The 18,082-nt window shown below is 58.6% G+C and carries 15 protein-coding genes and 4 tRNA genes; 11 read left to right on the top strand and 8 right to left on the bottom strand.

The features are described from left to right. Positions 1-294 precede the first annotated feature (294 nt). The 9 genes from HBO10_RS00115 (at position 295) to HBO10_RS00155 (ending at position 11,015) form a co-directional block, all read left to right on the top strand. Positions 295-1,371, top strand: coding sequence for an ABC transporter substrate-binding protein (locus HBO10_RS00115; protein WP_003190150.1), 1,077 nt, complete (start codon positions 295-297; stop codon positions 1,369-1,371). 216 nt (positions 1,372-1,587) lie between these two features. Continuing rightward, entirely contained in the window at positions 1,588-2,394 is an 807-nt protein-coding gene (locus HBO10_RS00120) for an alkaline phosphatase family protein (RefSeq protein WP_034127244.1), read from the top strand. Continuing rightward, positions 2,391-3,236, top strand: coding sequence for an ABC transporter permease subunit (locus HBO10_RS00125; protein WP_003190145.1), 846 nt, complete (start codon positions 2,391-2,393; stop codon positions 3,234-3,236). Before HBO10_RS00120 ends, HBO10_RS00125 begins: the two co-directional genes overlap by 4 nt. After that, on the top strand, positions 3,223-4,023 hold the full coding sequence (locus HBO10_RS00130) for an ABC transporter permease (protein ID WP_034127243.1): 801 nt from the start codon (positions 3,223-3,225) through the stop codon (positions 4,021-4,023). The genes HBO10_RS00125 and HBO10_RS00130 overlap by 14 nt, the downstream gene beginning before the upstream one ends. Beyond that, positions 4,020-5,009, top strand: coding sequence for an ABC transporter ATP-binding protein (locus tag HBO10_RS00135; RefSeq protein ID WP_034127242.1), 990 nt, complete (start codon positions 4,020-4,022; stop codon positions 5,007-5,009). The genes HBO10_RS00130 and HBO10_RS00135 overlap by 4 nt, the downstream gene beginning before the upstream one ends. A gap of 33 nt (positions 5,010-5,042) precedes the next feature. Then, positions 5,043-5,696, top strand: a complete 654-nt coding sequence (locus HBO10_RS00140; protein WP_034127241.1) for an HAD family hydrolase — start codon at positions 5,043-5,045, stop codon at positions 5,694-5,696. A gap of 361 nt (positions 5,697-6,057) precedes the next feature. After that, a complete protein-coding gene (locus HBO10_RS00145; RefSeq protein ID WP_223816873.1) occupies positions 6,058-8,139 on the top strand; it encodes a carboxy terminal-processing peptidase in 2,082 nt (693 codons plus the stop codon). Between the two features lie 117 nt (positions 8,140-8,256). Beyond that, a complete protein-coding gene (locus tag HBO10_RS00150) occupies positions 8,257-10,026 on the top strand; it encodes a bifunctional diguanylate cyclase/phosphodiesterase (RefSeq protein ID WP_034127240.1) in 1,770 nt (589 codons plus the stop codon). A 668-nt stretch (positions 10,027-10,694) separates the two neighbouring features. Further along, entirely contained in the window at positions 10,695-11,015 is a 321-nt protein-coding gene (locus HBO10_RS00155) for a hypothetical protein (RefSeq protein ID WP_034127239.1), read from the top strand. A 224-nt stretch (positions 11,016-11,239) separates the two neighbouring features. Here the strand turns inward: HBO10_RS00155 and HBO10_RS00160 are convergent, their stop codons facing one another. The 4 genes from HBO10_RS00160 to HBO10_RS00175 all read right to left on the bottom strand — a co-directional run bounded on the left by HBO10_RS00160 (position 11,240) and on the right by HBO10_RS00175 (position 14,246). After that, a complete protein-coding gene (locus HBO10_RS00160; protein ID WP_005786715.1) occupies positions 11,240-11,611 on the bottom strand; it encodes a hypothetical protein in 372 nt (123 codons plus the stop codon). Continuing rightward, the gene (locus HBO10_RS00165) at positions 11,608-11,946 is read right to left on the bottom strand and encodes a helix-turn-helix transcriptional regulator (protein ID WP_034127238.1); all 339 of its coding nucleotides are present in this window, start codon (positions 11,944-11,946) and stop codon (positions 11,608-11,610) included. The genes HBO10_RS00160 and HBO10_RS00165 overlap by 4 nt, the downstream gene beginning before the upstream one ends. A 96-nt stretch (positions 11,947-12,042) precedes the next feature. Continuing rightward, positions 12,043-12,498: a YkvA family protein gene (locus HBO10_RS00170; protein ID WP_034127237.1), complete on the bottom strand. Its 456-nt coding sequence runs from the start codon at positions 12,496-12,498 to the stop codon at positions 12,043-12,045. 1,007 nt (positions 12,499-13,505) lie between these two features. After that, positions 13,506-14,246 (bottom strand): FKBP-type peptidyl-prolyl cis-trans isomerase, encoded by a 741-nt coding sequence (locus HBO10_RS00175; protein WP_003190133.1) that lies wholly within the window; start codon positions 14,244-14,246, stop codon positions 13,506-13,508. Positions 14,247-14,493: 247 nt separating this feature from the next. Here HBO10_RS00175 and HBO10_RS00180 point away from each other — a divergent pair, with 247 nt between their 5' ends. Together HBO10_RS00180 and HBO10_RS00185 are read left to right on the top strand one after the other, a co-directional pair. Then, on the top strand, positions 14,494-16,302 hold the full coding sequence (locus HBO10_RS00180) for a di-heme-cytochrome C peroxidase (protein WP_034127236.1): 1,809 nt from the start codon (positions 14,494-14,496) through the stop codon (positions 16,300-16,302). Between the two features lie 29 nt (positions 16,303-16,331). Next, positions 16,332-17,465, top strand: coding sequence for a catalase family protein (locus HBO10_RS00185; protein ID WP_032901960.1), 1,134 nt, complete (start codon positions 16,332-16,334; stop codon positions 17,463-17,465). Positions 17,466-17,554: 89 nt separating this feature from the next. On the opposite strand, the gene HBO10_RS00190 is transcribed toward HBO10_RS00185, so the two are convergent. The 4 genes from HBO10_RS00190 to HBO10_RS00205 form a co-directional block, all read right to left on the bottom strand. Next, a tRNA-Asp gene (locus HBO10_RS00190) sits at positions 17,555-17,631 on the bottom strand. A gap of 19 nt (positions 17,632-17,650) precedes the next feature. After that, positions 17,651-17,726 (bottom strand) — tRNA-Val (locus HBO10_RS00195). Between the two features lie 177 nt (positions 17,727-17,903). After that, positions 17,904-17,980 (bottom strand) — tRNA-Asp (locus HBO10_RS00200). Positions 17,981-17,999: 19 nt separating this feature from the next. Next, positions 18,000-18,075: transfer RNA gene (locus tag HBO10_RS00205), tRNA-Val, on the bottom strand. Positions 18,076-18,082 lie beyond the last annotated feature (7 nt).

Genomic DNA, 18,082 nt, shown 5'->3' on the forward strand with positions numbered 1-18,082 from the left:
CTGGGCTTCTGCGGCTGTGTGCCAGCCTAGGCACTCCACATGACCGACAGATGACAAAGGCTGTCGACTGCCTCTACCACCCCCTGCAATACATCGGCCAAGTCCCGGGCCTACGGGCACTTGGGCATGGTCTACGCTAAGTCGGAGCTGAGCGACATCAGCGCTTCAAAAACGACATCGACATGAAACTGTCATCCAGGGGGCCTAGATTGGCTCAGGTATTGCTGACCTAGACCAAACCACCGCTAACGTTCAGATAAAACGCCGCGTTGAAAACGCCCAAAGGAGCTTCGGATGAAACAGCTTTTCCTGGCATCACTGTTAGGCTCGACCATTGCCATGTGCACCGCCGCCATGGCTGCTGATACCGATCTAAAAACCTTGGAAGCCGCCGCCAAAGCGGAAGGCGCCGTCAACAGCGTCGGCATGCCCGATGACTGGGCCAACTGGAAAGGCACCTGGGAAGACCTGGCCAAGACCTACGGCCTCAAGCACATCGACACCGACATGAGCTCGGCCCAGGAAATCGCCAAGTTCAAAGCCGAAAAAGACAACGCCAGCGCCGATATCGGTGACGTGGGCGCAGCCTTCGGCCCGATCGCGGTGAAACAGGAAGTCACCCAGCCGTACAAACCGTCCACCTGGGCGCAGGTGCCGGATTGGGCAAAAGACAAGGACGGTCACTGGGCCCTGGCCTACACCGGCACCATCGCCTTTATCGTCAACAAGAAGCTGCTGCACGGCTCCGAAGTGCCCACCACCTGGGCTGACCTGCAAACCGGTAAATACAAGGTCTCGGTGGGTGACGTGAGCACCGCCGCCCAGGCTTCGAACGCAGTACTCGCCGCAGCCATCGCCAACAAGGGTGACGAGAAAAACATCGCGCCGGGCCTGCAATTTTTCACCAAGATCGCCCAGCAAGGTCGGCTCTCGCTGTCCAACCCGACCATCGCCACCATGGAAAAAGGCGAAGTCGAAGTGGGCCTCGTCTGGGACTTCAACGGCCTGAGCTACAAGGCCAAGATGGCCAACCCGGATGACTACGTGGTGCTGATCCCCTCGGATGGCTCGGTGAAATCCGGCTACACCACCATCATCAACAAATACGCCAAGCACCCGAACGCCGCCAAGCTCACCCGCGAATACATCTTCAGCGATGCCGGCCAGCTCAACCTGGCACGCGGCAATGCGCGTCCGATCCGGGCTGAAACCGACTTGAAACTGCCGGCGGATGTTGCCAAAAACCTGATCCCGGGCGAGCAGTACACCAAGGCCAACCCGCAGCCGATCAAGGATGCCGATGCGTGGGAAGCGACGTCCAAGAAGCTGCCACAGATGTGGAACGAGCAAGTCATCGTAGAAATGAAGTAATCGGTCTCTCTGATCCAAAGGCGGTCAGTGTGGGAGCTGGCTTGCTGTGGCGAGGGAGCTTGCTCCCGCTCGACAGCGTAGCTGGAGCCGGCTTTTTGGGGGTGCTCCGCACCCCAGCGCAAGCAAAGTTGCTCGCCACAACAAGCCAGCTCCCACATTTGATCCCATCCCAAGTTGATACTGAGCCATACCCTCTGTTGCGGAGCCCCAGCCCCCATGAAGCACACTGTCATCCTTGTGGTGCTCGACGGCCTCAACTTCGAGGTTGCCCGGCACGCCATGGGGCACTTGCAGGCCTACGTCGGCGCAGGACGCGCAGCCCTCTACACACTGGAATGTGAACTGCCTGCCCTGTCCCGCCCGTTGTATGAATGCATCCTCACCGGCGTGCCGCCGATCCAAAGCGGTGTCGTGCACAACAACGTCTCGCGCCTGTCCACCCAGCGCAGCATTTTCCATTACGCCACCGACGCCGGCTTGAGCACCGCTGCGGCGGCTTACCACTGGGTCAGCGAGTTGTATAACCGCACGCCCTTTCTCGCCGCCCGCGATCGTCACACCGACGACAAGGCGCTGGCGATCCAGCACGGGCATTTCTACTGGAATGACCACTACCCCGATTCCCACCTGTTCGCCGACGCCGAAAGCCTGCGGCTCAAGCACGCGCCAAACTTTTTGCTGGTGCACCCGATGAACATCGACGACGCCGGCCACAAGCATGGCCTCGACACCGCGCAATACCGCAACAGCGCACGCTCGGCCGACATTATCCTGGCCGACTACCTGCAAGGCTGGCTCGACGCCGGTTACCAGATACTGGTCACCGCCGACCATGGCATGAACAACGACCGCTCCCACAACGGCCTGTTGCGCGAAGAACGGGAAGTGCCACTGTTTGTCATCGGTGACGCCTTCAGCCTGGACACCGACGCTGCGCCGAAACAGACCGACCTGTGCGGTACCGTCTGCGAGCTGCTCGGCGTGCCCCACGACAAACCTGTGTGCCGGGAGCTGCTCAAGTGAATGCATTGACCCGCGGCAAATGGCTGGCCCTGCTGTGCCTGCTGCCCTTCGCACTGTTCTTTATCGTGTTCGAGATCGCGCCACTGGTGTGGGTGCTGATCAGCAGCCTGCAAACCGAAGAGGCCGGCTGGAGCCTGGAAAACTTCACCCGCATCTTCACCTCGAAGTTCTACCGGCAGGCCATCCAGTTCAGCCTGGAGATCAGTTTCTACTCCAGCATCTTCGGCATCATCATCGCCACCCTGGGCAGCTACTCACTGCGCCGAGTGGATTCGCCGCTGCGCAACTTCGTCACCGCGTTCGCCAACATGACCAGCAACTTCGCCGGCGTACCCCTGGCCTTCGCGTTCATCATCCTGCTGGGGTTCAACGGCAGTATCACCCTCATGCTCAAGCAGGCCGGGATCATTGAGGACTTCAACCTGTACTCGAAAACCGGCTTGATCATCCTTTATACCTATTTCCAGATCCCCCTCGGCGTACTGTTGCTCTACCCGGCCTTTGACGCATTGCGCGAAGACTGGCGCGAATCTGCCGCGCTACTCGGTGCGAATGGCTGGCAGTTCTGGCGCCATATCGGCCTGCCGGTGCTCACCCCGGCCCTGCTCGGCACCTTTGTGATCCTGCTGGCCAATGCCCTGGGCGCCTACGCCACGGTCTATGCGCTTACTACCGGCAACTTCAACGTGCTGCCAATTCGCATTGCCGGCCTGGTCTCCGGCGATGTGTCGCTGGACCCGAACATGGCCAGCGCCCTGGCCGTGGTGCTGGTGGCGCTGATGACCGTGGTCACGGTGGTGCATCAACTGCTGCTCAAGAGGAGCTACCATGTCTCGCGCTGAAGCCAGTACGGCCTCCCTCTACCATCGAGTGGTGGTGTACCTGTTGTTCCTGATCCTGGTGCTGCCTTTGGTGGGCACTTTTGTCTACTCGATTTCCAGCAGTTGGTCGGCAACCATCCTGCCCGCCGGCTTCAGCGTGAAATGGTATGTACAGCTGTGGAGCGACCCGCGCTTTCTGATGGCCTTCGGGCAATCGTTGCTGGTGTGCGTGGGCGCACTTATCCTCTCGGTGGTGTTGATCTTGCCGCTGCTGTTCGTGGTGCATTACCACTTTCCCAAGCTCGACGCGCTGATGAACATCCTGATCCTGCTGCCCTTTGCGGTGCCGCCGGTGGTGTCCTCGGTGGGTCTGCTGCAACTGTACGGTTCCGGGCCGCTGGCGATGGTGGGCACGCCGTGGATTTTGATCGGCTGCTACTTCACCGTCGCGCTGCCGTTCATGTACCGCGCGATCACCAACAACCTGCAAGCCATCAACCTGCGCGACCTGATGGACGCTTCGCAACTGCTCGGCGCCAGCACCTGGCAGGCCGCGATCCTGGTGGTGCTGCCCAACCTGCGCAAGGGCCTGATGGTGGCGCTGCTGCTGTCGTTCTCGTTCCTGTTCGGCGAGTTCGTGTTCGCCAACATCCTCGTCGGCACCCGCTACGAAACCCTGCAGGTGTACCTCAACAACATGCGCAACAGCAGTGGCCATTTCACCAGCGCCGTGGTGATCTCTTATTTCTTCTTCGTGCTGGTACTGACCTGGGCCGCCACTCTCTTGAACAAGGACAAAAGCCAATGAGCTTCGTCAGCGTCCAACACCTGCAAAAAGGCTACGCCGGCACCCCGGTGTTCAGCGATATCAATTGCGAGGTCGCCAAAGGCGAGTTCGTCACCCTGCTCGGCCCGTCCGGTTGCGGCAAATCCACTTTGCTGCGCTGCATCGCCGGGCTTACGCCGGTGGACAGTGGCCAAATCCTCCTGGATGGCCAGGACATCGTGCCCCTGAGCCCACAGAAGCGCCAGATCGGCATGGTGTTCCAGAGCTACGCGTTGTTCCCCAACATGACTGTGGAACAGAACGTTGCCTTCGGCCTGCGCATGCAAAAGGTCAACGCCGACGACAGCCACAAGCGCGTGCAAGAAGTACTGCAACTGGTGGAGCTCAAGGACCTGGCCGGCCGCTATCCGCACCAGATGTCCGGTGGTCAGTGCCAGCGCGTCGCCCTCGCCCGCTCCCTGGTGACCCGCCCGCGCCTGCTGTTGCTCGATGAACCGCTGTCGGCATTGGATGCACGGATTCGCAAGCATTTGCGCGAACAGATCCGCCAGATCCAGCGCGAACTGGGGTTGACCACGATCTTCGTGACCCATGACCAGGAAGAAGCCCTGACCATGTCCGACCGCATCTTCTTGATGAACCAGGGCAAGATCGTGCAGAGCGGCGATGCCGAAACCCTCTATACCGCGCCGGTGGATGTGTTCGCTGCTGGGTTTATCGGCAACTACAACCTGCTCGATGCCGACAAGGCCAGCCAACTGCTGCAGCGACCGATCAGCGGGCGCATCGCGATTCGCCCCGAGGCCATCGAGTTGAGCCGCAGCGGCGAGCTCGATGCGTTGGTGCGTAGCCACAGCCTGCTGGGTAACGTGATTCGCTACCGCATCGAAGCCCGTGGTGTCGAGCTGGTGGTGGACGTGCTCAATCGTTCGGCCGACGACCTGCATCCGGACGGCCAACGCCTGGCACTTTCCATCGACCCCAGCGCACTGTGTGAAGTAGCCTGACAGGCAGCGACCTATTGAGAGAGAGCATCACCGATGGCATTGGTAATTTTTGATCTGGACGACACCTTGATCCACGGCGACTGCGCCACGCTGTGGAGCGAACAGATGGGCCGCCTCGGCTGGGTAGACCCTGAGTCATTCATGCGCAGGAACAACGAGCTGATGGATGCCTACAGCCAGGGCAAGCTGTTGATGGAAGATTTCATGGATTTCAGCCTGGAGCCGATGATCGGCCGAACCCCGGAAGAAATCGAGCACCTGGTGGAGCCGTGGGTCGAGGACGTGATCGAGCCGCTGATCTACAGCGACGCCACCAAGACCATCGCCCGCCACCGCGCGAACGGTGACCGGATCCTGGTGATTTCCGCTTCGGGCACTCACCTGGTCACGCCGATTGCTGCGCGTATCGGTATCGAGGAAGTGCTGGGGATTAACCTGAGCGTCAGCCATGGGGTATACGACGGCAAGACAGAGGGTGTACTGACTTACCGTGAAGGCAAGATCACGCGGTTGCTGGAATGGCTGGAGCAGGAAGGCGAAACCCTTGAAGGTGCCTATTTCTATTCGGACTCGCGCAATGATTTACCGCTGTTGCTCAAGGTGGATCACCCGCAGGTAGTGAACCCGGACCCGGTGTTGCGCGCCCATGCCGAACAGGCCGGCTGGCCGATCCACCACTGGACCTGAATTAATAGACATCAACCTGTGGGAGCTGGCTTGCCTGCGACAGCGGTGCGCCAGATGAAGAATTCTTCACTGTTGCACCGCTATCGCAGGCAAGCCAGCTCCCACACTGACTGCATTTCAATCTAGGATTCGGTCAGGCTATTGGCAATATGGACTACACCGGACGTAGGACGAGGTTGTTCTAGCCCCCCACATCACCGTCAACGCCTTGCAATGCTTTCACAGTGCCTCCATAGTGAGTCTGGACTGAGCCCGGTGCTGTAGCGCCGGGCTTTTTGCATTATGCGACCGGACCATATGGAACCGGCTCCCTCAAAGACGGCCTAATATGCGTTATCAATTGCCCCCGCGTCGAATCAGCATGAAGCATCTGTTCCCCAGCACCGCCCTCGCTTTTTTCATTGGTCTCGGCTTCGCGTCGATGTCGACCAATACGTTCGCAGCCAATAGCTGGGACAACCTTCAGCCTGATCGCGATGAGGTGATTGCCAGCCTTAACGTCGTCGAGTTGCTCAAGCGCCATCACTACAGCAAGCCGCCGCTGGACGACGCTCGCTCGGTGATCATCTACGACAGCTACCTCAAGCTGCTGGACCCCTCGCGCAGCTACTTCCTGGCCAGCGATATCGCTGAGTTCGACAAGTGGAAGACCCAATTCGACGACTTCCTCAAGAGCGGCGACCTGCAACCCGGCTTCACCATCTACAAGCGTTACCTGGACCGCGTCAAAGCGCGTCTGGACTTCGCGTTGGGTGAGCTGAACAAGGGCGTCGACAAACTCGATTTCACCCAGAAAGAAACCCTTCTGGTAGACCGCAAGGACGCCCCTTGGCTGACCAGCACCGCAGCCCTGGACGACCTGTGGCGCAAACGCGTCAAGGACGAAGTGCTGCGCTTGAAGATCGCTGGCAAAGAACCCAAGGCCATTCAAGAACTGCTGACCAAGCGCTACAAGAACCAGCTGGCACGCCTGGACCAGACCCGTGCCGAGGATATCTTCCAGGCCTACATCAACACCTTTGCGATGTCCTACGACCCGCACACCAATTATCTGTCGCCAGATAACGCGGAAAATTTCGATATCAATATGAGTCTGTCCCTGGAAGGCATCGGTGCCGTCCTGCAAAGCGACAATGACCAGGTGAAGATCGTACGTCTGGTGCCGGCAGGCCCTGCTGACAAAACCAAGCAAGTGGCACCGGCCGACAAGATCATCGGCGTGGCCCAGGCCGACAAAGAGATGGTCGATGTGGTCGGCTGGCGCCTGGACGAAGTGGTCAAGCTGATCCGTGGGCCTAAAGGCAGCGTGGTGCGCCTGGAAGTGATTCCGCACACCAATGCACCGAACGACCAGACCAGCAAGATCGTGTCCATCACCCGTGAAGCGGTGAAGCTCGAAGACCAGGCCGTGCAGAAGAAAGTCCTCAACCTCAAGCAGGATGGCAAGGACTACAAGCTGGGCGTGATCGAGATCCCGGCCTTCTATCTGGACTTCAAGGCGTTCCGTGCCGGTGATCCGGACTACAAGTCCACCACCCGCGACGTGAAGAAAATCCTGACAGAACTGCAGAAAGAGAAAGTCGACGGCGTGGTCATCGACCTGCGCAACAACGGCGGCGGCTCCCTGCAGGAAGCTACCGAGCTGACCAGCCTGTTTATCGACAAGGGCCCGACCGTATTGGTACGCAACGCTGACGGCCGTGTCGACGTGCTCGAAGACGAGAACCCGGGTGCCTTCTACAAAGGGCCGATGGCGCTGCTGGTCAACCGTCTCTCGGCCTCGGCCTCGGAGATTTTCGCCGGCGCCATGCAGGACTACCACCGCGCACTGATCATCGGCGGCCAGACCTTCGGCAAAGGCACCGTGCAGACCATCCAACCGCTGAACCATGGCGAGCTCAAGCTGACACTGGCCAAGTTCTACCGGGTATCCGGGCAGAGCACCCAGCATCAAGGCGTACTGCCGGATATCGATTTCCCTTCGATCATCGACACCAAGGAAATCGGCGAAAGCGCCCTGCCTGAAGCCATGCCGTGGGACACCATCCGCCCTGCGATCAAGCCGGCGTCGGATCCGTTCAAGCCCTTCCTGGCTCAGTTGAAGGCTGACCATGACACCCGCTCTGCCAAGGACGCCGAGTTCGTGTTTATTCGCGACAAGCTGGCCCTGGCCAAGAAGCTGATGGAAGAGAAGACCGTCAGCCTCAACGAAGCGGATCGCCGTGCACAGCACTCCAGCATCGAGAATCAGCAACTGGTGCTGGAAAACACCCGCCGCAAGGCCAAGGGTGAAGACCCGCTCAAAGAGCTGAAGAAAGAAGATGAAGACGCGCTGCCGACCGAGGCGGATAAAACCAAGCCGGAAGACGACGCTTACTTGGCCGAGACTGGCCGGATCCTGCTGGATTACCTGAAAATCACCAAGCAGGTGGCCAAGCAGTAAATGATGGCGATTTAATGTGATCGCTCCTCGGAGTGTCATCATATAGACATCATTCTGTCGTGAAATAAAAGGACCGCAGGTTTACGCCTGCGGTCCTTTTTTTTGATCGAGACCGCCATGACCATGACCGAACAGCTGAATGCATTGGGCTCAATCCTGGCTCAAGGCAGTTTGCACAGCCTGTTCCAACCGATCATTTGCCTGTCGGAGCGGCGTATCCTCGGTTATGAAGCCCTCAGTCGTGGCCCGTCCAACAGCCCGCTGCACTCCCCCGTCGCACTGTTCTCGGTGGCCAGCCACGCAGGGCGCCTGAGCGAATTGGACATGGCGTGTCGAGAGAGTGCATGCCGGCGCTTCAGCGAGCAGAAACTGCCCGGCAAGCTGTTCCTCAATATCTCGCCCGAATCCTTGATGGAGAACGCACATCAGCCAGGGCGCACCCTGCAACTGTTACGCGACTTCGGCATTTCTCCCAGCCAGGTGGTAATCGAGCTAACCGAGCAGGCACCCACCGACGATTTCGCGCTGTTGCAAACTGCCTTGCACCACTACCGCGACATGGGCTTTGCCATCGCACTGGATGACTTGGGCGCCGGTTATTCCAGCTTGCGGTTGTGGTCCGAACTGCGCCCGGACTACGTGAAGATCGACCGGCACTTTATCGACGGCATTCACCAGGACGCCCTCAAGCGCGAGTTTGTCGGCTCGATCCTGCAGATCGCCAGGGCGTCCCGCGCCCAAGTGATTGCCGAGGGCATCGAGTTGCCGGAAGAACTGGCGGTGTTGACGGAGATGGGCGTCGACCTGGTCCAGGGCTACCTGCTCTGCCGCCCTCAGGAAAAGCCGCCGCAGGAAGCGCGCCTGATGCTGCCCAAGCCGGATAACGCCACGCTGGCCCTCAATGACGAAGGCAGTGACTTGAGCGCCCTGCTCAATGAGCAGCCCGCCGTGGATCAAGACACCGCCACCGCCCAAGTGCTGGAATCGTTCCGCCGCCAGGCCAACCTCAACTCGCTGGCGGTATTGGACGGCCGCGGTTGCCCGGTCGGCATTGTGCACCGGCACTCGTTGTCGGACGCGTTGCTCAAGCCGTTCGCGACCGATCTGTTTGCACGTAAACCCATCAGCCGCTTGATGAGCGATGACTTTTTGGCGGTGGAACTGAGCCAGTCCTTGCAGCAGGTCAGCCGCTTATTGACCAGCCGCGCACGGCAACGCATCGAAGAGGATTTCATCATCACCCTGAACGGTGATTACCTGGGGCTGGGTCGGGTCATCGACGTGCTCAAGTTGATCACGGAGCTGAAAATCCAGCAGGCCCGCTACGCCAACCCGTTGACCTTGTTGCCTGGCAATGTGCCGATCCAGCAATGCCTCACCCGGCTGCTGCAGCAACAGCGCGAGTCGGTGATCTGCTATGTGGATATCGACAGTTTCAAACCGTTCAACGACATCTACGGCTACGGGCGCGGGGATGAAGTGCTGCTGTGCCTGGCGCAGTGCCTCAACGACCGGGTAGACCCCAGCCGCGACTTTGTCGGGCACATTGGCGGCGATGATTTTCTGCTGGTGCTGGGCCCGCAGGACTGGCGCAAGCGGCTCAACCAACTGCTGGACGATTTCCACACCCAATGCCGACGCTTCTACCGCGCTGAACATCTGGAGGCTGGGTGCTTCGTGGCCCTCAATCGCCAGGGCGTGCGCCAGGAGTTTGCGTTGCTGTCGCTGTCCATCGGTGTAGTGCACTTGTATCCTCAGGCCTGCGCACAACTCGATGCCAGCCAGTTGGCAGAACTGGCGTCACAAGCCAAGCACCAAGCCAAGGATGTGGCGGGCTACAGCATCCACGTGATCGACAGCATGGACATGTATACCCCAGCGCTTTAGACCTCGGCAGATTTCGATCAACCTCGCAAATACTGGGCGTAATCAACGAGACCTCAGAAAGATCAATACTGGAATGACCATTGGATTGAGTACTAATGCGGACGGAGTTGGACTCCACTGCCCGACCCTTGCCTTCGCAGACTGAGCAAAAATCGGTCAACATTCAACAGTTATGGCAATTCCCTTTACAAAAACTCAGGGTGGCGCAGTGGCGCGCTGAGACTGTTGCCGAATGCCCTCGAAAGAGGTAATGTCGAACGGAGTGATAGCCTTGCGCCATCACCCCATATACTTACGTCAGTAAAATTTAAGGATAAATATGACTGTCCCATCAATGATTTGTAATCACGTATCTGTTCTAAGGTCTTACCTATCAACTATTGAGCACCATCTGGAATCCAAACCTAATGGGCAGCTTAAATATACGTTCCCCGATCAATTGATTTTAAATGTCTATGAAACGACAGGATCGGTAGTATTCCAAGGGCCCGGGGCTGGTGGAGATCTTGCGTATAAAATTGCCGCCATGGTAAAGCAAATAAACACTCCTGTATTGAGCTAACGCGCCCACCCAATAATACTACATCTGCGCAGACTGCACCTTACTCAAGGAAGTGATTGCGCGCTCAAATCACGCATAAAAATCAATTCAACTTTAAGGAAACATCATGGAAAAGTTTATTTACCATGTCTATCTAGATCGAGGAAAGAGCAATAAGAACTTTACTAAATTCCATGAAAATGTCGACAATCTTAATGGAAAAACCCCCGATTATGCTGGAATAAACAACTCTTGCATAATTGCTCACCATGCAGATATCGACACGATATTTGACAAATGCACGGAAGGCTTTCGTGACGATAGAGATGATGTTGTAGTTACGGAGGTAACTCGAAAAAGCATGGAGGACATCTATGGATCCCACCGTGCATATACCACCCTAATAGAAAAATACTTTTTGCCGCACGGCACCTTCCCTAAATTCTGACCTTTAATACTCATTACAGTTGGCTTCATTATAGAAGCCAACTTTAAACCACTCCTCGGCAGCAAATACAACAATACAAGATATGAACGGGCGGGCCGCCCGACAAACATCATCTGCCTAGAACGACTTCCTAACATCAAAATGTCGGCCCGTTACGAATTCGGATCACAGGCCAGACACTGAACCAAGCGGTAGGACGATAACAACATCCTTGCCGTCGCATTCTAAGCCTCGGCGGACTCCGGGTACTCGTACTCGAACACCCGCACCACTTCGGAAGCATGCCAGGACGCGGCGGCCACGCCGTCAGAAGGCCCGCTGAACCGCCCCAGGCGCTCCACACATTCGAAAAAACCGGTGCGCGGCAGGCGGCTGGCGCCCTGGCTGATCACCAGGGAACTGCGCAGCGGCTGCTCGGCCTTGGCATCCAGTGCCGCCAGGTGCTCCAGGGCCGCCGCCAGGGTCTGCATGGCCGGCGTGGGGAATTGCAGGCGCTCAAGCAGTGCACGGTACGTGAGCAAATGGCGCTGGCGCCGCGCCTGATCCAGTTCGTTGAGCAACCCATCCCAGTGTTGACGGCTAATACGTAGGCTCAAGACTCATCCCTCCAACCTGCTACGCCCAATTCCCAAGCCAGGCTGCGGCGAATGGCGGCATCCGGCTGGCGTTCACCACTTTCAATCAATCCAAGGTATGAGGGGCTGATCCCCACTGTGCGTGCCAGGGTCTCGATAGCCAGCCCCTTGGCTTCACGCAGGCCGCGCAGGGCTGCGAGCGGGCGCAGGTCCTGATCAATGGCGGTAGAGGCGGCAGGGGAAGAAGCGGGTGTAGGTTGCTGCTGACCGGCAGCTTTTAGCAGCGCCTGGTACTGGTCCCATGGCAACACCGCGTATTCGGGTGCGCCATCGCGTGAAATGATCTGAATATCCATGACTGCCCCGTAGGATAAAAACACTTACTAAGTAAGCTCTTTCCTTAGAAGTGTAATCCTAACAGCCACAAAGGTCGCAGGGGATACCGGGCAACATTAGTTTTTTTGTGGGTTTTCCCGGGCTAGCAGCTCAGGCGTCGCTGGCAGGCGCTCAACCACCGCGAGTTTTTCCGGGCGTTGCGTATCGCGCCACGCACGAAAGGCGCTCAGTTCGCCGCTCAGGGTCTTCATGACCCATGCCAGCACGGCGATGTCGTCAAGCATGCCGAACATCGGGATAAAGTCCGGGATTGCATCAATGGGGCTGAGAAAGTACATCAGCCCCGCTACTACCGAGATCAGCGCCTTGGGGCTGATCGCTCGGTATTCGCCGCGCCAGTAAGCCAGGCACAGGGCCTGCAGTAACTTGAGATCATCCTTGAGCTGGCCGAGCCGATTGCCTTGGCTTGAACCTTTGGCAGCGACGGCAAACAGCAAGGTTGGCAAACGCCCCCGACCGAGCAAGCGTGCGGCCATAGGCAGGAAACGGGTGAAATTGAACGGTGGTTTCATAGGGCACTCCAGTTCCAGGCGACATAAAAGGTTATCCACACAAATTGTGGATAACCTTGTGAACAGAGCCTGTTTTATCGGCTGAAAGCCACGGACTACAAGGCCTACAGTCAGATCGGGCGTTTTTTGCGCACATAAAAAAAACCCAAGAATTCATTGACTTGGCATGTATGTGCGGCTACCCGTGCTCGAGTCTTATATCAGACTGTGTCCGGTTGCGGACGTTCGTTTGGATTTGCAGAGGCTTCAACGTAGGGGCTGGCTGGCGTGCGATAGCCATAGACATCTACACGACCCGGTACGACGTGGCAGCCTGCCAGCCGATGCCTATCTCCCAGACACCCCCGGCTCCAAATGTGGGAGTTGGCTTGCCTGCGATTGCCTTACGCATCAACACAACTTTACAGGCTGTAGCAGCCAACGCTAACCACGATGCGAAGCGAGCCGCTCTTGATCTTGATCTGCTTTTGATCTTAGGCGCCCCGTTAAACCACGCTGGCCGGAATTCGACAGGGATTTGGGGGGTAAACCGGCAGGGATGCCGGTTTAGCCGCCCCGCGCCATGGATGGCGCGTGGCGGCGGCCCCCCAAATCACTGGCGGATTACGGGCACACCGAGCCTGAGCGAGGTGCCGAGTGGTGGGGCAAGAGCGTTTTGCTTACTTTGCCGCTCTTGCAAAGTGAGCCGCCGTCAGGGCGGAACCCTATGTGGCCGTTACCGCAGCAATGGATATGTACACAATCCAACTGTGTTGATTGCCAGGCCGCCTTCGCGAGCAAGCCCGCCCACAGGTTGATCGTGGTGTGTCAGTTAGTAGGTGTAGGCTGGCAGGCCGTCATCGCAGGCAAGCCAGCTCCCACATTTGGAGTGCTGAGCGTCTGGCGGTCATCACAGCGATGCGGCGACCCGACAAGCCAGCTCCCACAGAAATTTTTTGCATCCGTTGATACAACCCCGAAAACAACAACGCCCCGTCGAGACGGGGCGTTGTGTGTTCAGGCGCCGATTACTTCTTGGCGGCTGGTGCAGCAGGTGCGTCTGCTGCTTCTGCCTTGGCTGGGTCCTTGATGGCCAGCAGCTCCAGGTCGAATACCAACACGGAGTTGGCCGGGATCGCCGGGCTCGGGCTCTGGGCGCCGTAGGCCAGGTCGGACGGGATGTACAACTCGACCTTCTCGCCAACATGCATCAGTTGCAAGCCTTCGACCCAACCCGGGATCACGCCGCTGACCGGCAGGTCGATCGGGCTACCACGATCTACAGAGCTGTCAAAGGTAGTGCCGTTGGTGAGCTTGCCGGTGTAGTGAACAGTCACTACGTCGGTCGGCTTTGGCTGTGCGCCATCGGCCTTCTTCACGATCTTGTACTGCAGACCGGAAGCGGTGGTGACGACGCCGTCTTTCTTGGCGTTGTCTTCGAGGAATTTCTTGCCGGCAGCTGCCGACTCTTCGCTCATTTTGGTCATGCGCTCTTCGGCACGCTTTTGCAGCGCGGCGAAGGCTTCAACCAGTTCGTCATCTTTGAGCTTCTGCTCTTTCTTGCCGACAGCATCTTCAATGCCTTGGGCTACCGCTTTGGAGTCCAGGTCATCCATGCCTTCTTGGGCAAGGCTCTTGCCCATGTTCAGGCCGATGCCGTAGGAAGCTTTTTGCGCCGGGGTTTTCAGCTCTACGCTGGTTTGCGAATCACAACCCGCAAGTACCAGGCTAACCAGGGCCACCGCCGCCGCCAACCGATGCTGTTTCATGCTATTTCCTTGTTCATGCGCCAAAAGGACATTCGAATAAAGTCGCGAGCTTATCAGGCGGCCCCGACCAATTGCTACCGGCATGTGAGCAGGAAACTTCTGATAAGTTCACGTGTTTAAAAGCATTTCCATTTATCATGGGCCACCGCGACGGATCGCGGGACCGCCTGCCAGCAGGCTAATCGCTACTTGCCGCACCTGTGGCGCAGTGGCATAACAACGCGACAATTCGACAAGGATAGTTATCTTGCGCATTTTTTCCCGAGTTTTACTCCTGATACTGATCGCACTGGGCCTGATCCTGGCCGTGGTGCTCTATTACACCCTCAACCCCAAGCTGCCGGATTACGTGCCCGTGAAACAGGTGCACTATCAGGAGCAATGGAGTGCTGCCGACCGCCAGACCTACTACTTCACGCCCCAGGGCACTCAAGTAAAAGGCCTGCACTACGACTGGTTCACCGCCCTGGAGCTGCCGTTCTCCGAGCAACGCTTTGCCGCGCCGCAGTACCTGGCGCGCTTTGGCTTCCTGGTCGATCCCAAACAGGTGCCCACCGCGCAAAATCCTGGCAACCTGCCGGTAGGGTTCGCCCGGCACCAGAATGCCGACAGCAAGGCTCAGTACCTGGATATCACCTGTGCGGCCTGCCACACCGGCGAATTGCACTTCAAGGGTCAGGCCCTGCGTATCGACGGCGGCTCGGCGCAACACGTACTGCCCTCCAGCGTTCCCACGTTGCGTGGCGGCAGTTTCGGCCAGGCCCTGGTCGCCAGCCTGGCCGCTACCTATTACAACCCATGGAAGTTCGAGCGCTTTGCCCACAAGGTCCTGGGGGATCAGTACGACGCCCAGCGCGATCAACTGCGCAAGGACTTCAAGCAATCGCTGAACCAGTTCCTCAAGGTTGCCTGGAATGACACCCACCGCGGCCTTTACCCCACCGAAGAAGGCCCGGGCCGCACTGACGCCTTTGGGCGCATCGCCAACGCCAGTTTTGGCGACGCTATTTCCCCAGACAATTATCGCGTCGCCAATGCGCCGGTGGACTACCCGCAGTTGTGGGATATCTGGACCTTCGACTGGGTGCAGTGGAATGGCTCGGCCCAACAGCCCATGGCGCGCAACATCGGCGAAGCCCTTGGCGTAGGCGCGACCCTGACGTTCTTCGACACTGCCGGGCAACCGCTCAAAGGCGATGCCCGCTACCCGTCCAGCGTACGGGTGCGCGACCTGCACCTGATCGAAGAAACCCTGCAACGGCTCAAACCGCCGACCTGGCCGCAAGACTTGTTCGGTGCCATCGACAAGCCCCTCGCCGCCCAGGGTCGCGCACTCTTTGCCGAGAACTGCGCCGGCTGCCACCTACCCACCGTCACCCAAGAAAACGGCCGTCCGGTGCAGCAGTTGAAAATGCTGCCGGTGAACTACATCGGCACCGACCCCGGCACGGCCAACAACATTGCCGACCAACGCTATGACCTCAGCGCGTTGCAATGGGACCCGGCCGAACTGGCCCGGCTCAATGTCGAACTGCACCCCACCCCCACCGCGCCGCTGGACCTGAAAAAAATGTCGGTGGCCCAGGGTTTGGCCTATGTCACCGCCTTCGTCGAAGAGCATGCCTACCGTGCGGCCGGCGTTACCGCGGCCGAGCGCCCAGGCCTGGACGGGTTCGGCCTGCCCATCGGCGTGCGCGAATTGCGTGCCTACAAGGCGCGGCCACTGGCCGGCGTATGGGCCACCCCACCGTTCCTGCACAACGGTTCGGTGCCGACGATCTACCAACTGCTCTCGCCCCAGGACGAACGCAGCACTACCTTCTATAAAGGCACCTTCAACTACGACCCGCGTCACCTGGGGTTTGAGACCATCGCCTTCAAGAATGCCTTCCTGTTCGATACCAGAATCACCGGCAACCACAACAGCGGCCACGAATTCCGTGCCGGCGAACGTGGTAATGGCGTGATCGGCCGTGGCCTGCTGCCGCAGGAGCGCTGGGCGCTGCTCGAATACCTCAAGGTGCTGGGCGGCCCGCTGGAGCAACAACTGCCATGATTATCCGCTCGCAAAACAAGGACCGCTCCATGCTTGCTCGTCTCTGGCTACGCCTTGGCGCCTTTGTTGGCAAAACCCTGCTGTGGCTGCTGGGCCTGGGCCTGCTGGGGTGGGTGTTGGCCACGGCCTGGTTCGCCTGGCAGCACAGGGGCCCGGTGTCGGTGAAGGAACAGATCCCGCCGGGTGAAGCGGCGATGACCCAAGGCATCATCCAGACCGCCGTGCGCATCGTTGATCAGCATCGCGAAGGCACTCGCTACCTGCGTGATGCCCATGCCAAGGCCCATGGGTGCGTGAAAGCCGAGGTCAGCGTTCTGGCAGATCTCGACCCGGCCTTGCGCCAGGGTGTGTTTGCCGAGCCGGGCAAGACCTGGCAGGCGACGATGCGCCTGTCCAACGGCAACGCTTATCCGCAATTCGACAGCATCCGCGATGCCCGCGGCATGGCCATCAAGCTGTTGGATGTGCCGGGCAAGCAACTGATGGCCGACCAGCAAGCGCGCACCGAACAGGATTTCGTGATGTTCAGCCACCCGAACTTCTTTGTCAGCGATGTCGCGGAATACGCGCAGAACATCGGTGCGCAAGCGGATGGCAAGAAGGTCCTGGCGTTCTTTCCCAAGCTCGACCCGCGCAGTTGGCAAGTGCGTCACTTGTTTATCGCCCTGGCAACCCTGGCGCCCGCACCGGCCAGCCCGACGCAGACGACTTACTTTTCAGTGTCGCCCTACAAGTTTGGCGCGGCCAACGCCAAGTTTCGCGTCGCGCCAGACCCGCAAAGCTGCCCGGATTATGTATTGCCCAAACAGAACCAGGACCTGCCCAACTTCCTGCGCAGCGCGCTCAACCAGCAACTGTCCACCGATCGTGTAGATGCGTGTTTTGTGCTGCAGATCCAGCGGCAAAACCCGCAGGCGTTTATGCCGATCGAAGACACCAGCATCGAATGGAAGGAAAGCGACGCGCCGTATGAAACCGTGGCCAAGGTCAGGATTCCCGCCCAGGACTTCGACACGCCGGCGCAGAACCTGGCGTGCGATAACCAGTCGTTCAACCCCTGGTTCGGGCTGGAAGCGCACCGCCCCATCGGTGGCATCAACCGGCTGCGCAAAGCGGTGTACGAGGCCGTCAGCGATTACCGCCACAGCCGCAACGCACCGTAAGGCGCGTTAAATCGCAGGCGAAAAAAAACCCGCTCAATGAGCGGGTTTCTTTTGGCTACCTGGCGTTCAGTATTCCAGGTGACCGAATATGGCGCAGCGGACGGGACTCGAACCCGCGACCCCCGGCGTGACAGGCCGGTATTCTAACCGACTGAACTACCGCTGCGCGTAACACTTGAAGCGAATGGTGGGTGATGACGGGATCGAACCGCCGACCCTCTGCTTGTAAGGCAGATGCTCTCCCAGCTGAGCTAATCACCCTTCGTTTCGGTGTGGGCGCATCATACACCAAAAAATCGTAATGTCTTGATTTAAATGCAATTTATTTAAAAAAAGTTTAGCGCACGATTTTTTGCCATATTTCGGACAGAAAAAAACCCGCTCAATGAGCGGGCTTTCTTTGGTTACCTGGCGTTCAGCATTCCAGGTGACCGAATATGGCGCAGCGGACGGGACTCGAACCCGCGACCCCCGGCGTGACAGGCCGGTATTCTAACCGACTGAACTACCGCTGCGCGTAACACATGAAGCGAATGGTGGGTGATGACGGGATCGAACCGCCGACCCTCTGCTTGTAAGGCAGATGCTCTCCCAGCTGAGCTAATCACCCTTCGTTT

Origin of the sequence: Pseudomonas sp. WS 5503, from assembly GCF_012985385.1 — a bacterium.
Lineage (GTDB): Bacteria > Pseudomonadota > Gammaproteobacteria > Pseudomonadales > Pseudomonadaceae > Aquipseudomonas > Aquipseudomonas paracarnis.

What these genes read in the sequence shown, in the direction of transcription:
- HBO10_RS00145 (WP_223816873.1), top strand. Translation starts at nt 6,058, where the DNA reads ATGAAGCATCTGTTCCCCAGCACCGCCCTCGCTTTTTTCATTGGTCTC.
- HBO10_RS00120 (WP_034127244.1), top strand. Translation starts at nt 1,588, where the DNA reads ATGAAGCACACTGTCATCCTTGTGGTGCTCGACGGCCTCAACTTCGAG.
- HBO10_RS00140 (WP_034127241.1), top strand. Translation starts at nt 5,043, where the DNA reads ATGGCATTGGTAATTTTTGATCTGGACGACACCTTGATCCACGGCGAC.
- HBO10_RS00115 (WP_003190150.1), top strand. Translation starts at nt 295, where the DNA reads ATGAAACAGCTTTTCCTGGCATCACTGTTAGGCTCGACCATTGCCATG.
- HBO10_RS00170 (WP_034127237.1), bottom strand. Translation starts at nt 12,498, where the DNA reads ATGAAACCACCGTTCAATTTCACCCGTTTCCTGCCTATGGCCGCACGC.
- HBO10_RS00175 (WP_003190133.1), bottom strand. Translation starts at nt 14,246, where the DNA reads ATGAAACAGCATCGGTTGGCGGCGGCGGTGGCCCTGGTTAGCCTGGTA.
- HBO10_RS00130 (WP_034127243.1), top strand. Translation starts at nt 3,223, where the DNA reads ATGTCTCGCGCTGAAGCCAGTACGGCCTCCCTCTACCATCGAGTGGTG.
- HBO10_RS00165 (WP_034127238.1), bottom strand. Translation starts at nt 11,946, where the DNA reads ATGGATATTCAGATCATTTCACGCGATGGCGCACCCGAATACGCGGTG.
- HBO10_RS00135 (WP_034127242.1), top strand. Translation starts at nt 4,020, where the DNA reads ATGAGCTTCGTCAGCGTCCAACACCTGCAAAAAGGCTACGCCGGCACC.
- HBO10_RS00150 (WP_034127240.1), top strand. Translation starts at nt 8,257, where the DNA reads ATGACCATGACCGAACAGCTGAATGCATTGGGCTCAATCCTGGCTCAA.
- HBO10_RS00155 (WP_034127239.1), top strand. Translation starts at nt 10,695, where the DNA reads ATGGAAAAGTTTATTTACCATGTCTATCTAGATCGAGGAAAGAGCAAT.
- HBO10_RS00185 (WP_032901960.1), top strand. Translation starts at nt 16,332, where the DNA reads ATGCTTGCTCGTCTCTGGCTACGCCTTGGCGCCTTTGTTGGCAAAACC.